The sequence below is a fragment of the Nonlabens sp. Asnod3-A02 genome (assembly GCF_045063755.1).
GTDB classification, from domain to species: domain Bacteria; phylum Bacteroidota; class Bacteroidia; order Flavobacteriales; family Flavobacteriaceae; genus Nonlabens; species Nonlabens xylanidelens.
Map to the genome: position 1 here is coordinate 349195 of NZ_JBEFOC010000006.1, position 18716 is coordinate 367910.

The following is an 18716-nucleotide window of genomic DNA, read 5'->3' on the forward strand; positions in this document are numbered from 1 at the left end:
CTTTTTATTTATAAAATATAAAGAATGAAAAAATCATATATCCTATTAACCGCAGTCTTTACCTTACTAATAATGAGCTGTGGTGAAAAAGAATCTCAACCAGCGGTGGACAATACTCCTGCAATTCCTGTAACCGTACAGGCAGTAATTGACAACAATAGCAGTCCTTTTCTTGCGGTAAGCGGTAAAGTTCAAGCAGCAAATAGCGCACAATTGAGCACACGCATGATGGGATTTGTAAATAATGTTCTAGTTAACGTAGGTGATCCAGTAAAAAAAGGTCAGCTGTTAGTAGCCATAAATAATACAGATTTACAAGCTAAAAAAGGACAAGTAAACGCTAGTATTACCGAAGCTACTGCAGCATTTAATAATGCTCAAAAAGATTACAACAGATTTAAAAACCTGTTTGCGGATAATAGTGCGTCACAAAAAGAACTAGATGACATCACGGCAAATTTTAATATGGCCAAGGCTCGTCTAGAAGGTTCACAGCAAATGAAAAATGAAATTAATGCTCAGTTTGCATATTCTAATATAACCGCGCCTTTTAATGGTGTTATTACTAGCAAAAACATTAAAAAAGGTGACATGGCAAATCCTGGACAACCGTTACTTTCTATAGAGGCGCCTGGCGATTTTGAAGTAATGGCTATGGTACCTGAAACTGAAATCTCTCAAATTAAAAAAGAAACAGAAGTACAGGTAACGATATCTTCCATTCAACAAACATTAACTGGTAAGGTAAAAGAAGTAAGTACATCTGCACAACAAACTGGTGGCCAGTATCTAGTAAAGATAACGTTAGATAAAACAGATGTACCGGTTCTATCAGGCATGTTTGCCACTATTGCTTTCCCAGTTGAAAGAAAAGCTGCAAATCAAAATGTTCTAATTCCGTCATCGGCACTTATTACAAAAGGTCAACTTACTGGTGTGTACACCATCAGCGAGAATAATACTGCCATGCTACGCTGGTTGCGATTAGGTAGAACTCTAGGTGATCAAGTAGAAATATTATCAGGACTTAATGCCGATGAAAAATACATTACCTCATCAAATGGTAAGCTATTTAACGGTGCAAAAGTGACTATACAATAATTCAATATTGCGTTAAGGATAGTAGTGAAAATCCTTTTTGTGGTTTTTTTCGCTTTCGCGAAAACTGCCTTCAAAAAGATTGTAACGGATAGCCTGTTAAAACGCCCAAAAAATATATCTAATGAAAGAAGGATTAGCTGGTAAAGTTGCCAAAGTCTTTATGAATTCAAAGCTGACTGTGCTCTTAATGATCGTCTTTATGGTCGTAGGAGTATACAGCTCATTTTTAATACCACGTGAAGAAGAACCACAGATCGATGTGCCTATGGCAGACATTTTTGTAGGTTATCCAGGTGCTAGCCCTACTGAGGTGGAATCTCGTGTTATTAAACCACTGGAGCAACTTATTTCTAACATCAAAGGTGTCGAATACGTCTACTCTACTTCTATGAAGGAACAAGGAATGGTGATTGTGCAGTTTTATGTGGGCGAGGATATTGAACGCAGTTTTGTAAAATTATACAACGAGATCAATAAACACATGGATCAAATGCCTGAAGGCGTGACCATGCCACTGGTAAAAACACGTGCCATAGATGATGTCCCGATGCTAGGCCTTACTTTATGGAGTGAGAATTATAGTGATTATCAACTAGGACAGATGGCACATGAATTAGAAGCCGAAATAAAGAAAATAAACGATGTCGCTATCACACATAAAATAGGTGGTAGAGAACGTCAACTAAGAGTTGTTTTAGATAAGGATAAACTAGCCTCTAGTGGTTTAGATTTTATGCAAGTATCTCAAATGATCAAGGCTAATAATGTCCAACTTAACGCTGGAAAATTTGATAAAAACGACACCGAGTTTATCGTTAACACTGGTGATTTTCTAGCCAGTACTACTGATGTTGAAAATCTTGTAGTTGGTGTGCAACAAAATCAACCTATCTATTTAAAACAAGTCGCTCAAATAATTGATGGACCAGAGGTACCTCAAAGTTATGTGAGTTTAGGCTTTGGTCAAGGAAGTGATAAAAAAACCGGTTTTTTATCTGAATATCCAGCGGTAACTATATCTGTTGCAAAACGTAAAGGTGCAGATGCTATGAAAATTGCAGATGTCATTATTGCCAAAGTTGAACACCTGCGCAAGACCTTAATACCAGATGATGTGCAAGTAGAAATTACACGTAATTATGGCGAGACGGCATCTCATAAAGTGTCAGAATTATTATTGCACCTTATAGGTTCTATTATTGCTGTAACCTTTGTTGTAATGCTAGCGATGGGCTGGCGTGGTGGACTCGTTGTATTTCTTTCTGTACCGATCACGTTTGCATTAACTTTATTGAGTTATTACATGCTGGACTACACCTTAAACAGGATCACCTTATTTGCATTAGTGTTTGTAACCGGTATTGTAGTTGATGATTCCATCATTATAGCAGAGAATATGCACCGGCACTTTAAAATGAAGCGATTGCCTTTTAAGGATGCTGCCTTATATGCTATAAACGAAGTAGGAAACCCTACTATCCTAGCAACCTTTACGGTAATCGCATCTGTATTACCTATGGCTTTTGTATCTGGATTAATGGGACCATATATGGCACCTATGCCTATAGGAGCTTCCATTGCTATGATTTTATCTTTGTTTGTAGCCTTAACCATTACTCCATACTTAGGTTATATATTTTTAAGAGAAAAAGAGAAAAAAGGTGCTGTTGTAAAAACGGAGAAGCCGCTTGAAGAAACTCTTATTTATAGACTGTATAATAAATTTGAGCGTCCTTTAATGGAAAATCGTTTCAAACGATGGTTATTTCTAGGTGGTACTTTTTTGATTTTACTAGTTACCATGGGATTGTTTTTCACAAATTCTGTTGCGGTAAAAATGTTACCATTTGACAATAAAAACGAGTTTCAAGTGGTCATAGATATGCCTGAAGGTACAACACTAGAACGCACTGGTGTGGTCGCTCAAGAAATATCTCAGTATTTATCTACTAGACCAGAAGTAGTCAATTATCAAAATTACATCGGGACATCTGCACCTATCACTTTTAACGGACTAGTGCGTCATTATGATTTGCGTGGTGGTAGTAATATGGCTGACATACAAGTTAATCTAATTGATAAAGAAAAACGTAGTGCACAAAGTCATGATATCGCTAGCTTATTGCGTCCTGATATTCAAAAAATCGCTGCGAAGTATAATGCCAATGTAAAACTAGTTGAAGTACCGCCAGGACCACCGGTACTTTCAACAATTGTTGCAGAAATTTATGGTCCAGATTATGAACAGCAAATTACTGTAGCAAATGAAGTGCAAAATATTTTAAAGAACACGGATGATGTAGTTGATATAGACTGGATGGTAGAAAACGACCAAACTGAATATCAATTTACTATCAACAAAGAAAAGGCAATGTTATATGGCGTGGCACCGCAACAAATAGCCTACACCATGCACCTAGCACTATCTGATAGACCAGTAACAAATCTATATGATGAAGATGCTGTACAGCAAATAGGTATCGTACTAGCACTAGATGAAAAAGAGAAGTCAACGATTCAAGACATTTCACAACTTAAAGTTGCTTCTAATCAGGGAACCATGGTACCTATTGCAGACTTAGTAGAGATCAGTGAGTCTATAAGTGCAAAAAGTATTTATCGTAAAAATCAAAAAAGAGTCGTTTACGTCATGGCAGATATGGCAGGAGAACTAGAAAGTCCTGCATATGCTATCCTAGGCATGGAAGAAAAATTAAAATCAATTCCTATGCCTGAAGGCTACAGTATTAGCGAAATGTATTTAGGCCAACCAGATTTTGAAGATGATTATACGGTAAAGTGGGATGGCGAATGGCAAATAACATTAGAAGTATTTAGAGATCTGGGAATTGCATTTTTAGGAGCTATCATCTTAATCTACATATTGATTGTAGGATGGTTTCAAAATTTTAAAGCACCTATCGTTATGATGGTGGCCATACCGTTATCCCTAATCGGTATTATTTTAGGTCACTGGATTATGGGTGCTTTCTTTACCGCAACATCTTTTATAGGAATGATAGCCCTAGCCGGCATTATGGTTAGGAACTCTGTACTATTAATAGACTTCATTAATTTAAGAACTGCCGAAGGTGTGCCTCTTAAACAGGCTGCTATCGAAGCTGGTGCGGTACGTACCACTCCTATCTTGCTTACAGCAGGTACAGTTGTTATAGGCGCATTTGTCATACTATTTGACCCTATTTTTCAAGGGTTGGCAATATCATTAATGGGTGGAACTATTGTGTCTACTGTATTGACCCTACTGGTAGTACCATTAGTTTATTATATGATAGAAAAGAAAAATTATAAATAATAAAATCAAGCAATGTTAAATACATATTTTAGAGTAATCGTAGGTACCATGGTACTTTTAAGCGTGGTGTTAACCGTTTATGTAAACCCAAACTGGATGTGGTTTACGGTATTTATAGGTGTTAACCTTATACAGTCTGCATTTACAAAGTGGTGTTTACTAGAAACTATTCTAGTAAAATTAGGTGTTAAGAAAGAAGCAAAAGGTTGTGCTGTAAAGTAGAAATATCAATACAGCACTTAAAATTGTTGTGAAGCCCAAATAATAGCCTCATCTAGTGTAGCACAAATTATAAAAGGCTTTGATAAAAAGTTTTTTTCAAAACTAGCTGTTTTGATTTTAATTCCATTGTCTGCAACTACAGCCATACCGATTAAATTCTCAACAGCTGCAACCTTAGGGTAAATTAACGGATTTACTGAATAGGAATACACTCGGTTAGAAATATAAATGAATTTTTGATCGCTGAAATGATTTTCAATCAACGCATGGAAGATATCGATATCATCTACTTCAACAGAATATCCCTCTTTAACTTGTACAATTAAATAAAGTTTAAAAATGAATATATCTGCATATCCTATATCGTAATGTTTTATTGATTTCATAAAGCTAAGTTGGTTCTTAAAGATAGGCTTTTTATTATTTATAGCTATGTGTTTTAGGTTCCGCTTTCGCGAAAGCGGAATTATTACAAACAATTGTCTAAAAATGAGAATCTCTCTGTTTTAGTAGCTTTAAATAGAGAAATTAATGAAAACGGTACGATTCTATACTTCATTTAGGACTCTTTAAGACCTGGCTATATCGTTTTAGTAGGTATCTTGAATTCTCTTAAAACAACCTATGAAAAGAATATTTTTACTAGCGCTAGCCATAGCTTTAATCTCATGTAATGATCAAAAGCTGAATTCTATAAACGTATCAAATATAGACGAGCTGCAAAGTGCAATTGACGACTCAAAAGCCGGAGATGTTATCACCATGAAAAACGGTATCTGGAAGGATGCTCAAATCAAATTTCATGGAATGGGAACAGAGCAAAAACCTATAGTTTTAAAAGCAGAAACACCTGGTGAGGTAATCTTAGAAGGACAGTCTTTTTTAAAATTAAGTGGTGAATATCTAATTGCCAAAGATCTTTATTTTAAGAATGGATACACACCAGACGAAGCAGTTATAATATTTAGAAACTCCCCTGACTCTATCGCTTTTAACTGTCGTGTTACTGGTACAGTTATAGAAGAGTTTACACAACCTGATCGTCATAGAAAAGATCACTGGATAGAGTTTTATGGCAAACATAATGAACTAGATCACAGTTATATTGCTGGAAAATCTAATGAAGGACCTACTTTAAAGGTATATCTTAATGGTAACGAACATGTAAATAATTATCATAAGATACATGACAACCATTTCGGGCCTAGACCTAGAAAAGGTGGTCCTAAGGCTGAGACTATGCAACTAGGTGCTAGTACAACGTCTATGACACCGTCCTATACTCAAGTAACTAATAACCTTTTTGAAAAATGTAATGGTGAGGTAGAAATTATTTCTAGTAAATCTAATTTTAATAACTTTTCTAATAACGTATTTCTAGAGAGTGAAGGATCTGTAGTAACTAGACATGGTAATTATGCAACTATAAGTGGTAACATATTTATAGGTAATGATAACCCTTATGTAGGTGGAATACGTGTTATTAATACTGGTCACGTAGTAACAAATAATTATTTCTATAAAATGCGCGGTACAGAATTCCGTAGTGGACTGGCTGTTATGAACGGTATCCCTAAATCTCCTTTAAATAGATATAACCAGGTAACTGATGTAGTTATAGCGCACAATAGCTGGATAGACTGTGAACAACCTATACATTTTTCTGTAGGTGTAAACACTGATCAGGCAGAGGTTTTACCACCGTCTGAAATAAGATCTGCACGTCCTAAAAGAGTCATATTTGCTAATAATCTTGTATATAATGACCGATTTACTTCTTATCCTATTAAGGCTTATGATAAAATAGATGGTGTGAAATTTAAAAACAATTTACTGTTAAGTAATAAAAATATGGATTCTGATCGTGAAGATTTCACATTAAAATCTATCTCTAATACGTTAGGTGACGAGCTTTTTTACACTCCTGCAAAGTATGATGGTAAGTTATATGATGGTTATGGTTTTAATGATATCGATGTAGATCTTTTTGGTAAATCTAGGAACCAAGATCAAAATTACATAGGTGCTATTATCCCACCAGTGAGCGATAAAAAAGCAACGGTAGATTATTCTATTTATGGTGCAAAATGGTTTACACCTTCTACTAGAAATAAAGATATAAAAACTCATACAGTTACAAATGCGAGTGAGTTCATGGCAGCTATTAAAGATGCTAATTCTGAAGATATTCTTTCTTTAAAAGAAGGTACTTACTTGATAGATGAAACGATCACACTAGCTAAGGAGTTAAAAATAACATCTGCCAATAAAGATGCTAGAGCAACTATACAATTTGATAATTTAAAGACTGCTTTCTTAATGCAACCTAAAGGTATTTTACATTTAGAAAATTTAAATATTCTAGGTACTGCAGACCAAGATCTCGTCAGGACAGAAGATAAGGATATGTCTAAGGCATACGGTATACATCTTAATGACATAAGTGTTGAAAATTTCAAATCTGTGTTAGATGCGTCTAAAAGCTCATTTGCAGATGAGATTATAGTTAACAATTCTACTTTCAAAAACTGTATCAACGGATTTTTGCTAGACAAGGAAATAGATGATAAAGGAGATTACAACGTAGAGTTTCTAACTATAACAAAATCTAATTTTGACAACATATCTAACGAAGTGATAGATTTCTATAGAGGTGGTTATGATGAGTCTACCATAGGAGGTATTTTAAACCTTTCTGGCAACACTTTTACTAACTCTGGTAAACTAGATAAAGATGAAATTCTAATCAATACTAGAGGTATCGTAAACGTGACTTTTGAGAACAATACTTTTACTAATAACGACACTAAGTTTACAGCTGTTTTATGGGGTGCCAAAGGGCAACAACCGGTTAACAATACAGTTACTAACTCTGGTGAAATTAAAGTAGTTGAAAATATAGAATTGAAACTAGTTTATTAATTTAAAGAATATTGTAGAATTAATTTTTAATTCTCTTAAAGTAAAGCCTAATGACATTCAAATCATTAGGCTTTTTTTATGTGCTTTCATATAATCCTAAAATCTATAAACACTAGTAAAATAGCGCCCAATCTTTCTAAATAGATATATATAAATCACTTATAAAGCTCGTATCGTAAACTATTACCTGCTTTTAGTAAACCTCCCTTATATCTCTTCATAAGGACATCATTGAACATGGTCAATCATTTGTATAATCTTATTCTATGCAAATTAAGTTCATGAAACAGCTCTTTCTATAGATTTATATAGCATCATAATACAAGAACACTTTGTACAAACATGGAAGAAAGTCTCTATTTTAAGATTTATAGTTCACTATCCAATTGAAAAATAAATCTCAAAATTTTGCATAAAAAAATCCCTGATAGGAAATCTATCAGGGATAATTCTTAAACATGTTGGCTAATTTATTGAAAAATCAAATTGATTTTTCAGAATTCATAGTTTCTATTATTAGATACCTAATGCCTGACCACCACCTATTTGGATAGTTTCTGCAGTTATGAATGATGCATCTTTACTAGCTAAGAAAGAAACAACACCAGCAACATCTTCTGGCTGTCCTAGTCTACCTAATAAGATATTATTTGCCCAAGAAGCAAATACTTCTGGCTTAGTAGATTTGATTTGCGCATGGAAAGGAGTATCAATAGTACCAGGAGATACTGCATTTACTCTAATTCCATATTCTGCAAGATCCTTTGCAAGTGCTCTTGTAATAGCATGCACACCAGCTTTAGACGTTCCATAAATACCTGCACCTGGTCCACCAGCATTCCATGCAGCGTTAGAAGTATAGTTAATTATAGAAGGGTGTTCTCCATTTTTAAGAAATGGTATAGCTGCTCTTGATGCAAAAAATACAGAATCAAGGTTAAGAGCCATTACAAATCTATAAAACTCAGTAGTCATCTCTTCAAATCTAGATCTACCACCTAAACCACCAGCGTTGTTTACTAGCACATCAATTCTACCATATTTATTACCTATTTCAGTAATATTAGCAGTTACAGCATCTTCTTTAGTAACATCAAAACCTAGGTATTCAGCAGTAACACCTTCAGCAGTAAGTTCTTCAACTCTTTTTGCTCCAGCCTCATCATCTATACCGTTTAAAACAACCGTATAACCATCTTTACCTAATCTTTTTGCTACTTCAAAACCGATACCACCAGTTGCCCCAGTTACTACCGCTACTTTTCCTTCAAATTTCATATTATTGATTTAGTTTAAATTTATTTTTTTTTAATTATTTAAGCTCTTTGTAATGGCTTAATCTTAGGGATAAGTACCCAAACAGCAAACACTACGATTGCTACAAGTACAGCCCCTATAAGAAATACAAAAGAATACTTATCTGCTGGTAATTTTGAACCTATGTACCATGTTAGTCCTGCAGCAGCAAACTTTGCAGACATACCAGCTAGTCCTGATAGCGTACCAACCGATTTACCACTATATAAATCACTAGGTAAAGTTTGAATATTTCCTATCGCAGTTTGAAATCCGAATAAAACGACAGCCATGATTAAAACAGCTATTAATGGACTACCAGGATTACTTAATGATAATAATGCAGGAAGCATGATTGCACACCCTACACCTATAGTTGTTTTTCTTACTTTGTTAACATCCCATCCTCTATTAAAGAAATTCTTTGCTAGCAAACCACCGAACCAAGCACCAATCATAGCACCTAGATAGGGTATCCATCCATATTTTGTAATACCTTCTATACCCACACCGAATACGTTTACAAGATAGTTAGGTATCCAGACTACAAAAATCCACCAGATAGGGTCTATAGCCGCAGATGCTATAATAACACCCCAACTTTGTTTAAAGCCTAATAATTTACCGTAAGACATACTCTTAGGTTCTACCTCACCTTCTACAGTGGCAACTTCATTTTTCTGACCATTAAGAATACGATCTTTTTCCTCATCTGTAAGCCAAGGGTGTTTTTTAGGTCCAATTTTCACAACGACTAACCATGGTATTAACCAAAGAAACCCTAGTAAAGCGATAATCATAAAGATGACGTGCCAATGTAGTTTTTGTGCCATAAATCCAATAAGAGGTATCGATATTAACGCTCCAAAAGAAGCACCAAAATTAAATATACCTTGGGCGATTGCACGCTCATTAGTAGGGAACCACTCTGCATTACCTTTTGCAGCACCAGGCCAGTTACCAGCTTCAGCTAGTCCTAAAAGAGATCTCACAAATGTAAAACCTAGAACACCACTTACTAAAGCATGTAAACCAGTCGCTAGTGACCAAAAACCAATAGATAAAGCAAAACCAAAACGTGTTCCTAATTTATCAAAAATTCTACCGAATAATGCCTGACCTAAAGCATAGGCGATAATGAAATATGTACCAATACTTCCATATATTTTTTTTCTACCGTCTGCATCTAATTCAGGGTAAAGCTCATCAGCAATACCTCCTTCAGTTTCCCATAAAACAGAAAACGCCTGTCTGTCTATATAATTTATTACGGCTGCCAGGGCAATTAACCCTACTACCCACCATCTTAATCCTTTGACTTTCATAGATTATGCCTCTTTGTCTCCAAAATAAGATACACCACTACCATCTAAAAAATCTTCACGTACCGGTGCAAAAACATCAATTAACATCCCTTCTTCTAGGCATACTGCGCTATGTAAAAGGTTAGGTTCCATATAAACACCGTCTCCAGCGCTCACTATTTGCTTTACTCCATCAATAATAAATTCAAACTTACCAGCCGCTACATAAGTAGTTTGTGTATGAAAATGTTTGTGTGGCGCTCCTTCAGCTCCTTTTTCAAACTTTACTTGAACCATCATTATCTGGTTATCGTACCCTAAAAATTTACGAGAAACTCCACCTCCTAGATTTTCCCATTTCATTTCTTCTGTAAGAATGTACTTTTCACTATATCTTTTCATGACTTATAATTTTATTAATTGGTGTGTTCCATCCCAAGAATAGGATTTCCCATTATATTCTATTGTATGATTCTTGTTGTTATCTCGCTTTCGCGAAAGCGTGTATAAATACATAGCACCGCCAGCATTAAAGGTCACGATATCATAACCATCTTGCTGCTCATGCTTTAAGTTTGAAATTACAGATTTAGGATAAGTTACTGTCTCTTTAACAGGATCAAAGAATCCATGAGGCTCAATAACACTTGCAAATGTGTGACTAGTCTTATTCTTAGGCTGTCTGATCAAATACTGTCTCTGTAGGTTTATATTAAATTCAGGATCATTAGCACCAGTTTGGGTAATAAATAGTTGCGTACTAGCATCAGCAACACTAGTAATACTATAAAAACGTTGTGCTTGTAAGAATGAAAACTGAGTGTTAGTAGCATTTGATTTAGGAGAACCTTGTGCTAATACTTCTAGATGATTATAACCATTATCTTTTCCTAAAACCGTTTTGTTAACTGGTCTGCTATAATCAAATTGAGTATCTATAATATCACCAAAGAAAGGATAATTTAAATCCATTTGATGACTTGTTTTAGAATCGATGTGATACAAATCAATAAGGAATGGTCTGTTAGAAATTTCTGGCTCATTAATCATCGTTATAGAACGAGACAAATTAGTACCATTATATGCTGTTGAATCTGCTGCTATACTTACTTGCAAACGTTCTCCACTCATATCTGTTTTTACAACATGAGAAACATGTTCTTCAGAATATTTTACATTTCCTTTATATTGAGATTTCTCATCTAAAACAAGTGCTCCATGTGCAATGGTATGCTGTGCATATGTTTTATTTTCTGGTAGATACCTACCACCTCTTTTAGTTTCTATATTTAAAAAACGTGCCGCACCATAATCTGGCATGATCTCGTTACCATAATCATATACAGATAAACTTAATCTATCAAAGTGTCCATGACCCATTCCTTGAGTAGAAAATTTAAGAACCGCCTGTAGTTGACCTGATGTATTTTGTGGACTGCGCATTAATGCAAGACCACCGCTTTTTCCTTCTACACCATCTGCTATAAACATACTAGGTCTGTTATAGAAATCTTCTGTATCGTCTGTAATAGCATTGGCAGCTATAACACCAGCGTCAGTGTATGATATTTTATTCATCATTTTAATGACTGGTAAAAGACTTGCATCTTTATATTGCTTATAAGCTATGTTAGTGGCAAAAACTACCTCATCACTTTCCCATGTCTTACTTTTAATGGCATCATTAATAGGATAAAATCTTCCTTGCTCATCTGTAAGTTGCAGTAATGTAGTTACCGCTTTTCTAAGAATACCATCTCTATGTTCAAAGATCTTAACCTCTGGTTCATTATTTTCAATAGCTTGAGCAAATGCAATAAAGGGCAAAATAGCATACCTATGGTAATAAGGACCTTCACTATAGAAACCGTCGCTAGAGAATAAATGATCTAGTTGTGCTATAAAACCAGTTTTACCATCTTTATTAGATCCATAAATAGATCTTTGTACCATATCATCATCTCCTAACACCATACCAGTCATACCGACAGCAGCTACAGACCATGTTCCATGATTGTGGATTTTATTAAAAACCTCATAACTATCTTCACTTAAGAATTTTGCCATAGGGCGTAATAAATCTTTTTCTATTTTTAAGCGTTCATCTTCGGTTAAATAACCACGAGTAAGATCATATGATTGTATCATATAAAAAAGGGTTACTGCCTCGTTAAGACCTTGCCAGTATAATTTACCGCCTGGATGATTCTCCTTGTCTTTAGGGTGCATCCCTAAGGTAGGATACATATTTGCATATCCATCAAACATATTTCTTATGTAAGTAAGCTTATCTTCTTGAGGATCTAAACTTTGAGATAATGCTACTTTATAAAGTTCGGCATAATTTTGTTTGTGTTTTTCATGAGAATAACCACCACCTGCATCTACTGGTTGCGGTATCTCTATAGGTGCAGTAAGAATAACATCTACAGATTGTGATAATTCTTTTAAAGTGTTTTTTACAACATCACTATTTGAGGATTTAAAATCTGCTATTCCATCGTCGCTTAAAAGCAATTTTGAACTAGAGTTAGTAGCCTCTATCGTTGTAGTATCACCACCTGCAGTAGTACTGTCCTCGCAAGAGACAACACCTAAAAGGCATACAATTAAAATTAATTTCCAATTCATAATCTTCTAGAAGGTTAATTGAGTAAAAACCAATAGCATTATCAAAAGATAAAGATAAATTGGTTGACCAATCTGGTTGCCCAAATTAAAGACAATAAATGCGAATTTGCAAATTAAACTATAGTTTGTTTAAGGAATTATAGACACAAAGGCATCTATCTTAAGAAAGAGATGTATTATTTGTGAAACACTAGGAATTAACTCATTAAAAATAAGAGTGTTTTAGCTTACTTTTCTTGACTTGTAAAAGATATTAAGTAATAATCCTGCAATGACCATCACCATACCTAAAATAGCCCATATCGTATAGGTTTCCATAAACCAGAACGCGCCTATAAGGACAGTAAAAATAACTTCTAGATATTTAAGAGGCGCAACTTGATTTGTAGATGCTATTTGAAAAGCTTTGGTCATAAAAAGTTGCCCTACAAAGCCTACAACACCTAGACTACTTAAAATAATCCACTCATTACCTTGAGGAGTCCTCCAATCATTGAGAGCCAAAACACCTCCCAGCAAAGTTCCTATCGCCATAAAATAATTAATGATTACAATAGGGTGATCTTGCTTACCTATTTTAGAAATAGTTACAAATACGATTCCCATTACCAATGCAGATGAAAATATCAAGACGAGACCAATTAAACTAAGGTCGTTATCAAAACCTTTCATTACTAACACACCAGAAAAAGCTAATAGAAAGAACAACCATTGAATAGGTCTTATTTTTTCCTTGAGCCATATCACAGCAAAAATAGCTGCAAATACAGGTGATAAGTACCTAAGTACAACGGCAGTCCCTACAGGTAAATACTTTAAAGAAAGAAAAAATAATATTAAAGAAACAGCACCAGCAATACCTCTAGTTACTAATAAACTTCTTTTATTCCCTAATATTGGTATTTTCTTATAAAGTAAGAACACCATAGTAAGAATTAAAGTCCCTAGCGATCTAAAAAACACTAATTCATAGGCACTGAAATCTACCAAATATTTTACAAGTCCATTCATAACTGCAAATGCCAGTGTACTGAACAACATGTAAACGATAGCTTTTTGTAGGTCTTTCACTTTAAATAAAATAAAACATCAATGATGTTGAGTTATTAATAATATACTAGTCAATTATACAGCCGACAAAACTACAACGTCTAGTTTTATTATGACTTTTAATTCTCTAATTAAATGGATAAAAATAAATAGCCTTGATAAATGCTACTTAAATTTAAGCAAACAAAAATCCCAACGAATAAACATCGTTGGGATTAAAGCAATTGGCTATTTCAATCTTCTATTTAGTAACCTGGATTTTGAGGTAATAAATTAGGATTTCTAGAAAGTTCATCTGCTGGAAGAGGCAATAAATAATCTTGCGCTGGATCAAATCCAGGAACAAGACCTTCATAACCGGTAGATCCGAATACCTCACTACCATTTCTTAATCTAGCTATATCATACCATCTTTTAAACTCAAAAGCTAATTCTAATCTTCTCTCATCTATAATAACATCTCTTAAATCATCTTGATTTAATCCAGATACATCTGCTGGAAAAGCAGAACCATTACCACTACGAGCTCTTGCCCTAACACGATTAACATACCCCATAGCTTCATCACTACCACCACTAACTTCATTTAAAGCTTCTGCTGCGATCAAAAGAACCTCGGCATAGCGCATAAAATGGTAGTTATGGCTAGAGTTTCTACCATTACCATTACCTGTTAGACCAGTAAATCTCGTGTATTTTGCTATATGCGGTCTATTCACTGCTCGAGAATCTAAACTTTGAAAAATCGTGAAAGAATTTTCTACATCGTCTACTATGTTAGTATCATCAAAACTCACTTCTTTTCTGTAATCATTATCATCCCAGTCATTATATACAGCTAGAGTAGGCACCCCTACTGACCAACCGCCACCTGTTACATTAGGTTCATATTGCTCATCACCTCTTATTCCTGTTAATGCTGGCATGTAATCTCTTCCATCATCACTAGGACTAAAACCGTTAAAGTCTAAAGAAAAGATAGGCTCTACAGAAGAATCTACTGCATCTGCATTAAATAAGTTTTGAAAATCAGGATCCAAATCTAGGTTGTAAGCACCTTCATTACTAATTACTTCAAATGCCCAATCATAAGCAGGCTGATGCTCTCCACGTGTTAAATAAACAAGAGCAAGGTATGACTGCGCTGCAGATTTTGCCGGCAGGGATCTTGCAGGTTGTGTATCTGGTAACCACTGCTCTGCAAATTCTAAGTCAGCAATAATATTTGCGTATACATCGTCAACTGAAGTCTTACTGATACTATTGGCCGCTTGAACATCTGTTACCGGTTCACTTAAATAAGGTATCGCACCAAATTGCCTAACGAGATGAAAATAGGTAAACGCCCTTGCAAAATATGCTTGAGCAACGATAGGGTTTTTATTCTCATCAGTATCAGCTACCAACTCTGCTCCGGCGATAGCGTTATTTGCAGCAGCAATAATTTGATACGTTCTATTCCAGTATCCTGAAATCATACCATTATCTGCAGGAACGTTGAATTGGTCATGCTCAATTCTTCGGGATGAGGTTGTCGGATCTCCTATGGCAACCATGTCACTACGAAGCATTAAGGTTAAGGACATCTTACGCCCCCAAAAATCTTCATGCAACATATGACCATAAGTTCCATTTACCGCAGTCTGAATATCTTGTGTTGACTGAAAGAATCCTTCTGGAGCAAGCAGTCCTACAGGTTCCTCTTCTAGATCTGAACAACCCAATATCGACAATCCTATAACTAGGAATATATATTTATAAGCTTTCATATTTCTATTTATTTTGATGTTATTTTATTAAAATTTAATATTTGCACTGAAGTTAAACGATCTTAATGTAGGATAGTTACCAAAATCAAAACCTCTCGTTGTATTTGAATCTCTGTTTGAAACTGAGCCAGCACCGAAATAACTAGCTTCAGGATCAAGACCAGAATAATTAGTTATAGTAAACAGATTTTGCGCACTAATTGCTAACCTAAGACTACTGACCCCCATTTTTTCCACAAACGTATTAGGAAAAGTATAACCCACAGAGATATTTTTAAGTCTCACATAACTTCCATCTTCTAAGAATTGAGACGAAATTCTCTTTGTTCTTAAAGCAACACTAGGAATATTTGTATTCGTATTTGAAGGAGTCCAAGCATTTAAAATATCGGTAGAAGCATTAGAATCACCACTATTAAGTTGTAAAGCTGTTAAATTCATAATATCTCCACCGACCGCACCTTGAAAGAATATATTCATATCAAAATTCTTATAAGTAAAATTATTACTGAAACCAAAAGAAAAATCCGGATTAGGATCACCTAGAATTTTACGATCAGCTGTCGTAATCTCACCATCTATCATTCCATCTTCATTAGGTATATCAGTATACAAAGGATCTCCAGCTACAGAACCACTGAAAACTGCGGTTCCTTCAGGAAGAGCACCTCCTTGATACACACCTCTATATTCATATCCATAAAAAGCTCCAGTCGATTCTCCTTCTCTTAAAACATGAGTCTCATCAATATTAAAATATCCCGGAGAAGCGTCTAAGAAAATATCTTCACCATTAAGTAATGTGCTAACTTCATTACGATTTGTAGAGATATTAAAATCTGTAGACCAAGTAAAATTCTCACCAACAATATTCCTACTATTAATATTAAATTCAAATCCTTTATTATTAACCTCTCCAATATTACGTAAACTGGCGGTAGTCAAGAAACCTAGGTATTCTGCTTGACTGTCATCAGCAATAATTAAATCCTCTGTATCAATATTATAATAATCCGCAGATAAAGTTATTCTATCATTTAATAAACCTACATCTAGACCTACATTTGTTTGATAAGATGTTTCCCACTTAAGATTTGGATTTGCCGGCTGATCTGGAACCACATTATTAACTGCATCACCATTGATTACAGCATAAACGCTATTAAACCTAGCAAGCGATTGGAAAGCAGAAATCCCTTGATTACCTGTAGCACCATAACTTGCTCGCAACTTTAATTCAGAAATATTATTTACGTTAGCAAAGAAAGGTTCATTTGAAATTTTCCATCCAATCGCCCCAGAAGGAAAAACCGCATGCTTTTCATTTTCTGCAAAATTTGAAGCACCATCACGACGTATGGTAGCTGTTATTAAATATTTATCATCATAATCATAATTGACACGACCGAATTGCGACTGAATTTCAGAAACGGTTCTTGAAGATGATGGTATCAATTGAACAGAACCACCACCTAGATTGAAGTAAGAGAATGAATCAGAAATAAATTGCTGAGCACCAGCTGCATAATTCTGATTTGTTAAATTTTGATAAGAATATCCACCTAGTAAAGTTAGATCTCCTTTTCCTATTTCACGTTTGTAAGTAAGGAAGTTCTCACTCAATAAATTAGATCGTTTAAAACTACTTATTGCAGCTACTCCACCTACTCCACCAGCAGTAATAGTTAATGAAGATGGTCTGAATACTCCAGCAGTTTCATTTTCTGACTCATAACCTAAGGATGATCTAAAAGTTAAACCTTCAATTATTTCATAATTAAGAGACAAGTTAGCACGATATAAATCATTTTTGGTTTCATTAACACTTTGTGTTGCTACAGCAAATGGGTTGTCAATATCATCACCTACAGAATTCACTGTAAAGTTTCCATCTGTATCAAAGACACCTAAATCTGGTGCAAATCTAAATGAAGATGCAACTACATCATCTCCACCACCGTTAGCCAGATTACCGTTTGATTGAGTAGGTACACCGTTTTGAGTTCCTCTGCTTGCAAATAAATTCAGTCCTAATTTTAATTTGTCATTTACTTGAGCATCAAGATTAGATAAGAATGTAAACCTTTCAAAGTCAGAATTCACAACCACACCTTCTTGATCAAAGTAATTTGCAGAAGCATAGAAATTTATATCCTCAGTTCCTCCTGAGAATGAAAATTGATGTTGTTGAATGTTTCCATTTTGATAAATCAAATCTTGCCAATCTGTATTAGATCCATTTGAAACATATGCTGGATTAATTATCTGCTGATAAGTCGTAAATTGATCTGCATTTAATAAATCTAACTCATTTGCGGTTCTTTGGTTAGAATAATTAAAATTATATTCAACACTTATTTTTCCAACCTTACCTCTCTTAGTAGTAACAAGTACAACACCGTTAGAACCACGAGAACCGTAAATTGCAGTTGCTGACGCATCTTTTAACACCTCTATGGAAGCAATATCTGCTGGTTGTGGAAAATTAGCTCCTACAAATCCATCAACAACTATTAAAGGACTACTACTAGCGTTTATAGATGTATTACCTCTAATACGTATATTAATGGGCGCGCCAGGCTCACCACCATTATTTGTTTGCACCTCAACTCCTGCCGCACGACCTTGAAGAGCCTGAGCAGCATCTAATACTGGGAAAGCATTAAGTTCTTCTGATTTTACAGAACTAACGGCGCCAGTTACATCACTTTTTTTACGAGTACCATAACCTACAACTACTACTTGGTCTAGTAAAGCTAGATCATCCTGTAAGGTTACATTAATTACAGTCTGTCCGTTAACAGGAACATCTAATGTAGTGTAACCTATAGAACTAAACATTAATACAGCCTCTGCATTAGGAACTGTTATCGTATAATCACCATTAAAATCTGTAGATGTACCTGTAGATGTACCTTTTATAGAAACACTCACACCTAATAGCTCTTCTCCTTCAGTACTCACAACTTTACCTGTTATTGTAGAAGTTTGCGCATAGGTTAAGAATGAACCGAAAATGCAAATTAGCAAGAGTCCATATCTTAATAATTGCGGTTTGTTTTTTTGTTGCATAAGATTTTCTTTAAGTTGAAATATTTTAAGTTA

The 18716-nt window shown here is 34.8% G+C and carries 12 protein-coding genes; 4 read left to right on the forward strand and 8 right to left on the reverse strand.

All coding sequences use genetic code 11. The features are described from left to right. Positions 1-24: 24 nt before the first annotated feature. The 3 genes from ACJJVN_RS02785 (at position 25) to ACJJVN_RS02795 (ending at position 4639) form a co-directional block, all read left to right on the forward strand. Positions 25-1101, forward strand: a complete 1077-nt coding sequence (locus tag ACJJVN_RS02785) for an efflux RND transporter periplasmic adaptor subunit (RefSeq protein WP_405377062.1) — start codon at positions 25-27, stop codon at positions 1099-1101. Positions 1102-1222: 121 nt separating this feature from the next. Further along, the gene (locus tag ACJJVN_RS02790) at positions 1223-4417 is read left to right on the forward strand and encodes an efflux RND transporter permease subunit (RefSeq protein WP_405377063.1); all 3195 of its coding nucleotides are present in this window, start codon (positions 1223-1225) and stop codon (positions 4415-4417) included. A gap of 12 nt (positions 4418-4429) precedes the next feature. Next, positions 4430-4639: a DUF2892 domain-containing protein gene (locus tag ACJJVN_RS02795; RefSeq protein WP_405370784.1), complete on the forward strand. Its 210-nt coding sequence runs from the start codon at positions 4430-4432 to the stop codon at positions 4637-4639. A gap of 17 nt (positions 4640-4656) precedes the next feature. Here the strand turns inward: ACJJVN_RS02795 and ACJJVN_RS02800 are convergent, their stop codons facing one another. Continuing rightward, the gene (locus tag ACJJVN_RS02800) at positions 4657-5025 is read right to left on the reverse strand and encodes a hypothetical protein (protein ID WP_405370783.1); all 369 of its coding nucleotides are present in this window, start codon (positions 5023-5025) and stop codon (positions 4657-4659) included. Positions 5026-5263: 238 nt separating this feature from the next. Between ACJJVN_RS02800 and ACJJVN_RS02805 the strand changes: the two genes are divergently transcribed. Then, positions 5264-7561 (forward strand): chondroitinase-B domain-containing protein, encoded by a 2298-nt coding sequence (locus ACJJVN_RS02805; protein ID WP_405377064.1) that lies wholly within the window; start codon positions 5264-5266, stop codon positions 7559-7561. Between the two features lie 516 nt (positions 7562-8077). Here ACJJVN_RS02805 and ACJJVN_RS02810 read toward each other — a convergent pair. The 7 genes from ACJJVN_RS02810 to ACJJVN_RS02840 all read right to left on the reverse strand — a co-directional run bounded on the left by ACJJVN_RS02810 (position 8078) and on the right by ACJJVN_RS02840 (position 18683). Further along, entirely contained in the window at positions 8078-8839 is a 762-nt protein-coding gene (locus ACJJVN_RS02810; protein WP_104515744.1) for an SDR family NAD(P)-dependent oxidoreductase, read from the reverse strand. A 38-nt stretch (positions 8840-8877) separates the two neighbouring features. Next, on the reverse strand, positions 8878-10182 hold the full coding sequence (locus ACJJVN_RS02815) for an MFS transporter (protein WP_405377065.1): 1305 nt from the start codon (positions 10180-10182) through the stop codon (positions 8878-8880). Positions 10183-10185: 3 nt separating this feature from the next. Beyond that, a complete protein-coding gene (locus tag ACJJVN_RS02820) occupies positions 10186-10563 on the reverse strand; it encodes a cupin domain-containing protein (RefSeq protein ID WP_104515746.1) in 378 nt (125 codons plus the stop codon). Between the two features lie 3 nt (positions 10564-10566). Beyond that, entirely contained in the window at positions 10567-12792 is a 2226-nt protein-coding gene (locus tag ACJJVN_RS02825) for a heparinase II/III family protein (protein ID WP_405377066.1), read from the reverse strand. A 222-nt stretch (positions 12793-13014) separates the two neighbouring features. Beyond that, positions 13015-13863: a DMT family transporter gene (locus ACJJVN_RS02830; protein WP_405370775.1), complete on the reverse strand. Its 849-nt coding sequence runs from the start codon at positions 13861-13863 to the stop codon at positions 13015-13017. Positions 13864-14087: 224 nt separating this feature from the next. Beyond that, positions 14088-15611, reverse strand: a complete 1524-nt coding sequence (locus ACJJVN_RS02835) for a RagB/SusD family nutrient uptake outer membrane protein (RefSeq protein WP_104515748.1) — start codon at positions 15609-15611, stop codon at positions 14088-14090. Between the two features lie 27 nt (positions 15612-15638). Beyond that, positions 15639-18683 carry a SusC/RagA family TonB-linked outer membrane protein gene (locus ACJJVN_RS02840; protein ID WP_405377067.1) on the reverse strand — a complete coding sequence of 1015 codons (3045 nt, stop codon included), beginning with the start codon at positions 18681-18683 and terminating at the stop codon, positions 15639-15641. Positions 18684-18716: the final 33 nt, after the last annotated feature.